Source organism: Mycolicibacterium septicum DSM 44393 (assembly GCF_000455325.1).
Lineage (GTDB): Bacteria > Actinomycetota > Actinomycetes > Mycobacteriales > Mycobacteriaceae > Mycobacterium > Mycobacterium septicum.
Window position 1 is genome coordinate 611,833 of record NZ_HG322951.1, and the last position, 8,686, is coordinate 620,518.

Here is an 8,686-nt window from a genome sequence, read left to right on the forward strand (position 1 = left end):
GGTACTCGTCGGCCGCGCGCCGGGCCGGGGACCGTGCCGGCCGCCATGCCCGGCTCGGCGCGAGCCAGGAGATCTCCGGCGCACGCGGCGCCCTGGAGCAGTGAGCGCGCGCGACGGCCAGCGGGCCCGCGTCTACGCCGCCGAGCAGTTCGTGCGGACCATGTTCGACCGTGCGGCACAACATAGTTCGCGGGCCATCGACTTCTTCGGCACCTCCCTCACCTTGCCGCCCGAGGCGAAATTCGGCTCGGTGGACTCGGTGCAGCGCTACGTCGACGACGTCGTCGCCCGGGTCGGCGCTGATCCGGTCGCCGTGCGTCGCCGCCGGGGCGTCGCCGCGGCGCACTACGAGCTGATCGACGGCACAGCCGTCATCGCCGTGCCCGAGCGCGACACCTGGGCCCTGCGAGAGTTGGTGGTACTGCACGAACTTGCCCACCACCTGAGCCAGGCGGACCCGCCGCACGGACCGGATTTCGTCGCCGCCCATATCGAGTTGTGTACAGCGATCATGGGGCCGGAGGTCGGCCTGGTCCTGCGGATGGTCTACGCCAAAGAAGGTGTGGTCTGAGCCCGAGTACGCGATCATTGCCATATTGACGGGCTAGAAGGATTGGCGAATGGCCGGCCAGGTCTCTGAGATGGCCGACCGGTGTCAATCGTGCGCCAGCGACCTGCGGCCGCGGGCAAGATTCTGCGACATGTGCGGGACGCCGGTGGGCGCGCGCCCGGAGGCCAGCGAATACAAACAGGTCACCGTGCTCTTCGCTGACGTCGTCGGGTCGATGAGACTCGCCGCCGCAGTCGATACCGAGCGGCTGCGCGAAATCATGAACGATCTGTTCAACCGGGCCGCGGCCGTGGTGCAGCGCTATGGCGGGACCGTGGACAAATTCACCGGCGACGGCCTGATGGCACTGTTCGGTGCGCCGGCCGCGCTGGAGGATCACGCCCTGCGGGCCTGCATCGCGGCCCTGGAGATCCAGGCGGTAACCACTGTGCTGGCCGCCGACGTCGCGCGCCGCGACGGGGTCGCCCTGAATCTGCGGGTGGGGCTGAACTCCGGTGACGTCATCGCCGGGGCGATCGGCTCGGGCGGGTACACCGCCGTCGGTCACCCCGTCGGCCTGGCGCAGCGCATGGAATCAGCCGCCCCCGCAGGCGGGGTCATGTGTTCACTGTCCACCGCGCGACTGGTCGAGTCCGCCGCGCGGCTCGGACCTACGGACTACGTCACGGTCAAGGGCTTCGACGAGCCGGTGGCGGCGCGGCAGCTGTTCTCGGTGGAGACCGGCAGCGGAGTGCTGGGCCGAGGCGACGGCGTCCTGCTGGGCCGTGCGGCGGAACTGAATCGCCTCCAGGAGGCCTTTGACTCCGGGGATGGCGAGTTCGTCGGCCTGATCGGTGAGCCGGGCTTGGGTAAGAGCCGGCTGGTCAGCGATTTCGCCGCGGCCGCTGAACGGCAGGGAGTCCGGGTCGTGGTCGCCAGGGGCGAGGCGCACGCCTCCGTGCTGGCCTTCCGGATGCTGTCACTGTTGCTGCACGGCATGTTCGGGGTGGACGGGTTGAGCCCTGCCGCCGCACGCGAGCGCGTCATCGCACAATTCGGCGGGCGCCTGCCTGCGGAGTCGCCGGATGCGGGCGTGCTGTTCGAGGCCATGGGTCTCAGCGATGCGCAAGCGCCCGATCTGCATGTCGCCATCGAGGGTCGACGACGCCGACTGGTTGAACTCATGGCCACCGCGGTTCGAGTCGCCGCCGTCCCGACCGTCTTCGTCCTCGAGGATGTGCACTGGATCGACGCGCCCAGCGACGAGGTCCTCGCCGATTTCGTCGCCGCGGTCGGCGATGTGGCGACGGCGACGGTCGTCGCCACCTATCGGCCGGAGTATCACGGAGCGCTGCACCGGGATCCGTCCGCGACCATCAGGCTGCAGCCGTTGACGGCGTCCGTCACAGCCTGCCTGGTCGGCAACCTTCTCGGCGACGATCCGTCACTGGTCGGGCTGACCGCCCGCATCGCCGGTGTGGCCGTCGGCAACCCGTACTTCGTCGAAGAGATCGTGCGGGATCTCGCTGGGCGGGGCGTGTTGGCGGGTAGTCGCGGGAACTATCGGATGACGAGCAATCTCGACCGCATCTTCGTCCCGGCGACGGTTCAGGCCGCCCTGGCGGCACGTATCGACCGGTTGTCGGCACCCGCCAAGCAGGCCCTCAACGCGGCTGCGGTGATCGGCGCGGACTTCGACACCGACACCCTGAGTGTGCTGCGGCCGGACCTCGAGGCGGACGGACTGCCCGAGCTGGTCTCCGCGGAACTGATCGATCAGACGGAATTCTTTCCCCGACAACGGTATTGCTTTCATCATCCGCTGGTTCGCACGGTGGCCTACGAGTCGCAGCTGAACCGTGACCGGGCGCACGCCCACGGTCGTCTCGCGGCTGCCATCGAGCGGCGTGATCCCGCAGCCGCCGATGAGAATGCTGCGTTGATCGCCGCCCACTTCGAGGCGGCCGGTGAGCTCATCGCCGCCTACCGGTGGCATATGCGTGCGGGGCAGTGGATCCGGCTGCGGGACATTCCCGCGGCGCGTGAGCAGTGGGAGCATGCCCAGCGCATCGCCGACGAGCTGCCCCCGGACCAGGCCGGGGTGGCCGACATGCAGGTGGCATCTCGTGCGCTGCTGGTGTCGACCTCGCTGTACGTGGGCAACGACGTCGACACGGCGTCGCGGTACCGCGAATTCCGTGATCTCGCAACGCGAACCGACAACGCGAGGTCGCTCGCCATCGGAACCGCCGGGCAGCTGTGGTCGATCACGGTCAACGAGGAAAACCTCCGTGAGGCCGCGGCGCTCGCCTCGGAGCTGCACCGGATGGCCGAGGACGCCCAGTGGGATGCCGAGGCCACCGGCATCGTGGTGAACGCGGTCGCCTTCGCAAAGCTGGCCAACTGTGAACTCGACTCGGGACTGCGGGCCATCGACTTACTCGACGGGGATCGGACGCCACCCACCGAACTCGCTCCTGCGCAGGCGTTGCGCGGTGTCATGGAGTTGTGCCTGGGCCGGTCGGAACAGGGACGACGACATCTGCGCGAAGGTATCGAGCTGGCTCAGGCGGATCGGCCGATGACGTTCACCCACACCGTGCTGTACGCGGGAGCTGCGGTGGCGCTCGGTCTGTGCCACGCCGGCGAGTTCATGGACGCTCTCGACGAGGCGGCACGCGCCGCCGACGCGCTCGGAGACAGCAGCGGCGTCGTCTGCACCCTGTGGGCTCGCGGCACCGCCCTGCTGCGCGCGGGGCGCGAGCCGAGTACCGAGGCGATTGCCGCGCTGCGGCACGCGCTTTCGTACATCGACGAGCACAGATCGATGACGTTCATCAGGCCCACCATCATCGCCGACCTCGCCGTCGACGCGGCCCGCAAGGGAGACCGCGAACAAGCGCTCACCGATCTGCGGGCGGGTTTCGCGAAGTATGCCGACAACGGCTCCAGGTTCCTCCTGGGATGCGTGGGGGAGACACTCGTCGAGATCCTGATCGCGTCCGGATCCGAGGATGAGCGGGCCGAAGCCCGGCGAATTGTCGAGCAATGGCAAGAACTGCGGCCCGGTATCCCGGCGCTCGACCTGTGGTGGTTGCGCTCACGGGCCCTGTTGGCCCGGGCGGAAGGGAACGGGCCGGGTTATGCCGAATCGTGCGCGCAATACCTGGCACTGTGCGAAAAGCTCGACGCCCGAGGCAGACTCGACGCCGCCCAGAGGATGACGTAACGGTGGCGACGATCCTGGCCTACACCTCGCCGGCGCTCGGTCACCTGCTCCCTATGAGTGCGTTGCTGGTCGAACTGGCACGTCGAGGACACACCGTGCACGTGCGCACCCTCTCCGCCGGAGTGGAAACGGCACGGCGCCTCGGATTCGTCGCCGAACCGATAGACCCGCGGATCGAGACGATCGAGATCGACGACTGGCAGGCCGGCAATCCGCGGGAAGCGCTGAAGATCGGGGTCGCCGCCTTCGGCCACCGCGCCGAGTACGAGATCACCGATCTCTCCGACGCAGTGCGGCAGGCGGAACCGGACGCACTGCTCATCGACGTGAACTGCTGGGGCGCTCAATCATTGGCCGATTCGGGGACCGTCCCGTGGGCGAGTTTCGCGCCCTACACCGTGCCGTTGCGGGCCGACGGGGTGCCGCCGTTCGGGCTGGGCTTGCCGCCCCGAACCGGGCCGATGGGCCGGATTCGCGACGCTGCCGTCCGTGCTGCGGTGGTCGGACCTCTCGAGAAGATCATGCTGCCGCCGATCAACCGGGTTCGCGCGAAGGTGGCTGTTGCGCAGGTGGATTCGATGGACGAGTTCCTGCGCCGGGCACCACTGATACTGCTGGCGAGTGGCAAGCCGTTCCAATATCCCGCCACCGAATGGGGCGATGCCGTCCAGATGATCGGGCCCTGTGTGCTCGACCGGGCCGGCGACATTGCACCGGACTGGCTGGGCGCGATCGACCGGCCGGTCATCCTGGTGACGACGTCGTCGGAGAAACAAGCCGATGCCGACCTGGTGACAGTCGCCGTGCAGGCACTGGCTCACGAGCCGGTACACGTGGTGGCGACGATGCCGGCCGGCCTGCCGCCGGGCATCGAGTCGACGGCCAATGCGACCGTGTGCGAATTCATTCCACATGCGCTCGTGCTGGACCGCGCGATATGTGCCGTGACACACGGCGGGATGGGCGCGACCCAGAAGGCATTGGCCCGCGGCATCCCGGTCTGCGTGGTGCCCTACGGGCGGGACCAGCTCGAGGTGGCCCGGCGGGTGGAGGTGGCGCGGTGCGGGACCAGGCTTCCCGCCCGGCGCCTCACTCCAGACAGACTGCGCGACAAGGTGCGCGAGGCGATGCGGATGACTGAAGGGGCGCGTCGGGTGGCCACCGGATTCGCCGCGACCGGTGGGGTGTCGCACGGCGCCGACCTCGTGGAGCGGCGGCTGCTCGGCCTGACCCGATGACGCTAGCCTGGCGCACATGACCGAACCCCGCGATGTCGACGTCATGTTCAACGAGGTGCTGCGCACCGAGGACGAGGCGCTGGCCGCGGCGCGCCAATCCGCGCACGACGCCGACATGCCCGCCATCGAGGTGTCAGCCCAACACGGCAAGCTGTTGTCGCTGCTGGCCACGATCTCCGGGGCGCGACGGGTGCTCGAGATCGGCACACTCGCCGGATACAGCACCATCAACCTGGCCCGCGGCGTCGGTCCCGAGGGCAGCGTCGTCACCCTCGAATACGAGCCCCGTCACGCCGAGGTCGCTCAGGCCAATCTGGAGCGGGCCGGTGTCGCCGACCGTGTCGAGGTGATCGTCGGTGCCGCACTCGACACGTTGCCCCGGTTGGCCGAACGCGGTGACGTGTTCGACCTCGCCTTCATCGACGCCGACAAGGAGAACAACGTCGGCTACGTCGAGTGGGCGATCAAACTGGGCCGGCCGGGATCGATCATCGTGGTGGACAACATCACCCGGTCCGGCCGGGTGCTCGAACCGACAGCCGACGACCAGCAGGCCCGTGCCGTGCGCGACATGCTGGAGATGATGGGTAGCCATCCGCGACTCGATACGGCGGCCATTCAAACCGTGGGAACCAAGGGCTGGGACGGCTTCGCCGTCGCGCTCGTCCGGTAGGCGGCCCGGCCAAGCATCGCGAGCGACCGCACAGGTACGCAATTCACGGCGTGTCTACGTACAGACACGGTCGCTCGCGGGGCTGAGGCTCAGATAGTCCGCTAGGCGAGCGAGTCCTGCGGCTCGCGCTGGACCGGCTTGGGCCACGGCTCGGGCTTGGGCCGCTGACGCACCATCTGCGGCCACCAGAACCACTTGCCCATCAGCGCCGCGATGGACGGTGTCATGAAGGACCGGATGACCAGGGTGTCGAACAGCAGACCGAGGCCGATCGTGGTGCCGACCTGGCCGATCACGGCGAGTTCGCTGACTGCCATCGACATCATGGTGAACGCGAACACCAGGCCCGCCGACGTGACCACCGACCCGGTTCCGCCCATGGCTCGGATGATTCCGGTGTTGAGGCCCGCGTGTATCTCCTCTTTGAATCGGGAGACCAGCAGCAGGTTGTAGTCAGCGCCCACGGCCAACAGGATGATCACCGACATGGCCAGCACCATCCAGTGCAGTTCCAGCCCGATCAGGTGCTGCCAGATGAGCACCGAGAGACCGAACGACGCGCCCAGGGACAACACCACGGTGCCGACGATGACCGCGGCGGCCACCATGCTGCGCGTGAGGATCAGCATGATGATGAAAATCAGGCACAGTGAGGCGATTCCGGCGATCAGCAGGTCGTAGTTGGCGCCTTCCTGCATGTCCTTGAACATTGCCGCGGTACCGCCGAGGTAGATCTTGGAACCCTCCAGCGGGGTGCCCTTGATCGCCTCCTTGGCGGCCAGCTTGATGGGTTCGACGTGAGCGACCCCTTCGGGGCTCATCGGATCGCCTTCGTGGCTGATGATGAACCGCACCGCATGACCGTCGGGGGACAGGAACATCTTCATGCCGCGCTTGAAGTCCGGGTTGTCGAAGGTCTCCGGCGGCAGATAGAACGAGTCGTCGTTCTTGGCGGCGTCGAAGGCCTGACCCATGGCGGTGGAATTGTCCTGCATCGCCGCCATCTGATCCTGCAGGCCGCCGTTGGTGGCCTGCATGGTCAGCATCATGGTCTTCATCGTCTTCATGGTCGCGATCATGGGCTGCATGTTCGCGATCATCACCGGGATGAGGGCGTTCATCTTGTCCATGTCAGGGACGATCTGTTCGAAATCGGCTGTCATGGTGTCGACGCCGTCAAGGGTGTCGAACACCGAGCGCATCGCCCAGCACATCGGGATGTCGTAGCAGTGCGGTTCCCAGTAGAGGTAGTTGCGGATCGGCCGGAAGAAATCGTCGAAATCCGAGATGTTGTCGCGGAGTTCCTTGATGTCGTCGACCATGCCGTGCATCTTGCCGACCATGCTGTTCATGACCGTCTTCATCTGCTCCATGAGCGCGATCATCTTGGTCATCGTGTCGACCGTGACCTGCATTTCGTCGGCCTGCTTGAGCATGTCGGCCATGCGGTCCTGCATGTACTTCTGATTCATGGTCTGGGTCGTGCCCTGCATGCTGATGTTGAACGGGATCGAGGTGTGCTCGATCGGCGTTCCCTGCGGGCGCGTGATGGCCTGGACGCGGGAGACACCCGGCACGCCGATGATGCGCTTGGCGATCCGCTCGATCACCAGGAAGTCCGCCGAGTTGCGCAGATCGTGGTCGCTCTCGATGAGCAGCAGTTCGGGGTTCATCCGGGCCGGGGAGAAGTGGCGGTCAGCCGCGGCGTACCCCGTGTTGGCCGGCAGATCCGAAGGCAGGTACTTGCGGTCGTTGTAGTTGGTCTTGTACCCGGGCAGGGTCAGCAGACCGACCAGCGAGATGGCGATGGTGGCGATCAGGATGGGTCCGGGCCAGCGCACCACCGCGGCACCGATCTTGCGCCAGCCGCGGGTCCGCATGGCCCGCTTGGGTTCCAGTGTCTTACCGAACTTGGTGGCCACCGCGATGATCGCCGAGCCCAGGCTGAGCGCGACCAGCACCACCATGACCATGCCGATGGCGAGCGGGATACCGAGGGACTGGAAGTACGGCAGACGCGTGAAGTGCAGACAGAACGTGGCGCCGGCGATGGTCAGGCCCGAGCCCAGGATCACGTGGGCGGTGCCGTGGAACATCGTGTAGTAGGCCGACTCTCGGTCTTCACCGACACTTCGGGCCTCTTGATATCGGCCTATCAGGAAGATCGCGTAGTCGGTGGACGCCGCGATGGCCAGCATCACCAACAGGTTCGTGGCGAACGTCGACAGGCCGATGATGTTGTAGTAGCCCAGGAAGGCCACCAGGCCGCGGGCGGCCGACAGTGACAGCACCACCATGAACAGGGTGAGGATCACGGTCACGATGGAGCGATAGACCGTCAGCAGCATGACGATGATGACTATGAACGTCAGCGCGGTGATCATCTCAAGGCTGCGGTTACCGGCGATCTCCTGATCGGCCGCCATCGCGGCCGGTCCGGTCACGTAGGCCTTGACACCTTCCGGCGCCTGGACGCTCTGGACGATCTTCTCGGTGGTCTCGACCGATTCGTTGGCCAGCGCCTCGCCCTGGTTACCGGCGGTGTAGACCTGCACGTAGGCCGACAGTCCGTCGGAACTCTGGGCGCCGGACGCCGTGAGTGGGTCGCCCCAGAAATCCTGGACGTGCTCGATGTGCTTCTTGTCGGCCTCGAGCTTTTCGACGATCTGGTCGTAGTACTTGTGTGCTTCGTCGCCCAGCGGCTTGTCGCCCTCGATGACGACCATGACCGAGCTGTTGGACTTGAACTCCTGGAAGACCTCGCCGACGCGCTTCATGGCGATCATCGACGGTGCGTCGTCGGGTGTCATGGACACCGAGCGCATCTTCCCCACTTCTTCGAGCTGGGGAACGATCACGTTGAGCAGGGCGATGACGGCGATCCACGCCAGGATGATCGGGACGGCCAGCCGCCGGATCCACTTGGCGATCCCGCCGCGGTTGTTGTGCTCCGGTGCGGAGGCGACCGGGATCGAGTCGGTCGGGGTGTCGTAATT

At 66.7% G+C, this 8,686-nt stretch carries 5 protein-coding genes and 1 pseudogene; 5 read left to right on the forward strand and 1 reads right to left on the reverse strand.

Annotated features, from left to right (window positions below):
- The 5 genes and pseudogenes from TX88_RS35815 to TX88_RS02970 all read left to right on the forward strand — a co-directional run.
- Positions 1-104 (forward strand): annotated as a pseudogene (locus TX88_RS35815) (DUF2786 domain-containing protein); the annotation flags it as partial.
- A complete protein-coding gene (locus TX88_RS02955; RefSeq protein ID WP_044514547.1) occupies positions 101-571 on the forward strand; it encodes a TIGR04338 family metallohydrolase in 471 nt (156 codons plus the stop codon). The pseudogene TX88_RS35815 and the gene TX88_RS02955, both read left to right, overlap by 4 nt.
- A 130-nt stretch (positions 572-701) precedes the next feature.
- On the forward strand, positions 702-3,779 hold the full coding sequence (locus TX88_RS02960) for an ATP-binding protein (RefSeq protein WP_244438330.1): 3,078 nt from the start codon (positions 702-704) through the stop codon (positions 3,777-3,779).
- A 2-nt stretch (positions 3,780-3,781) separates the two neighbouring features.
- Positions 3,782-5,017 (forward strand): glycosyltransferase, encoded by a 1,236-nt coding sequence (locus TX88_RS02965; protein ID WP_044514551.1) that lies wholly within the window; start codon positions 3,782-3,784, stop codon positions 5,015-5,017.
- A 16-nt stretch (positions 5,018-5,033) separates the two neighbouring features.
- A complete protein-coding gene (locus TX88_RS02970; protein ID WP_044514553.1) occupies positions 5,034-5,690 on the forward strand; it encodes an O-methyltransferase in 657 nt (218 codons plus the stop codon).
- 101 nt (positions 5,691-5,791) lie between these two features.
- Here TX88_RS02970 and TX88_RS02975 read toward each other — a convergent pair.
- Positions 5,792-8,686: MMPL/RND family transporter (locus TX88_RS02975; protein ID WP_084621771.1), on the reverse strand; the 2,895-nt coding region annotated here is incomplete at its 5' end.

Bases quoted from the DNA above. Each gene is read 5' to 3' on its own strand.
- TX88_RS02960 (WP_244438330.1), top strand. From the start codon at position 702: ATGTGCGGGACGCCGGTGGGCGCGCGCCCGGAGGCCAGCGAATACAAA.
- TX88_RS02970 (WP_044514553.1), top strand. From the start codon at position 5,034: ATGACCGAACCCCGCGATGTCGACGTCATGTTCAACGAGGTGCTGCGC.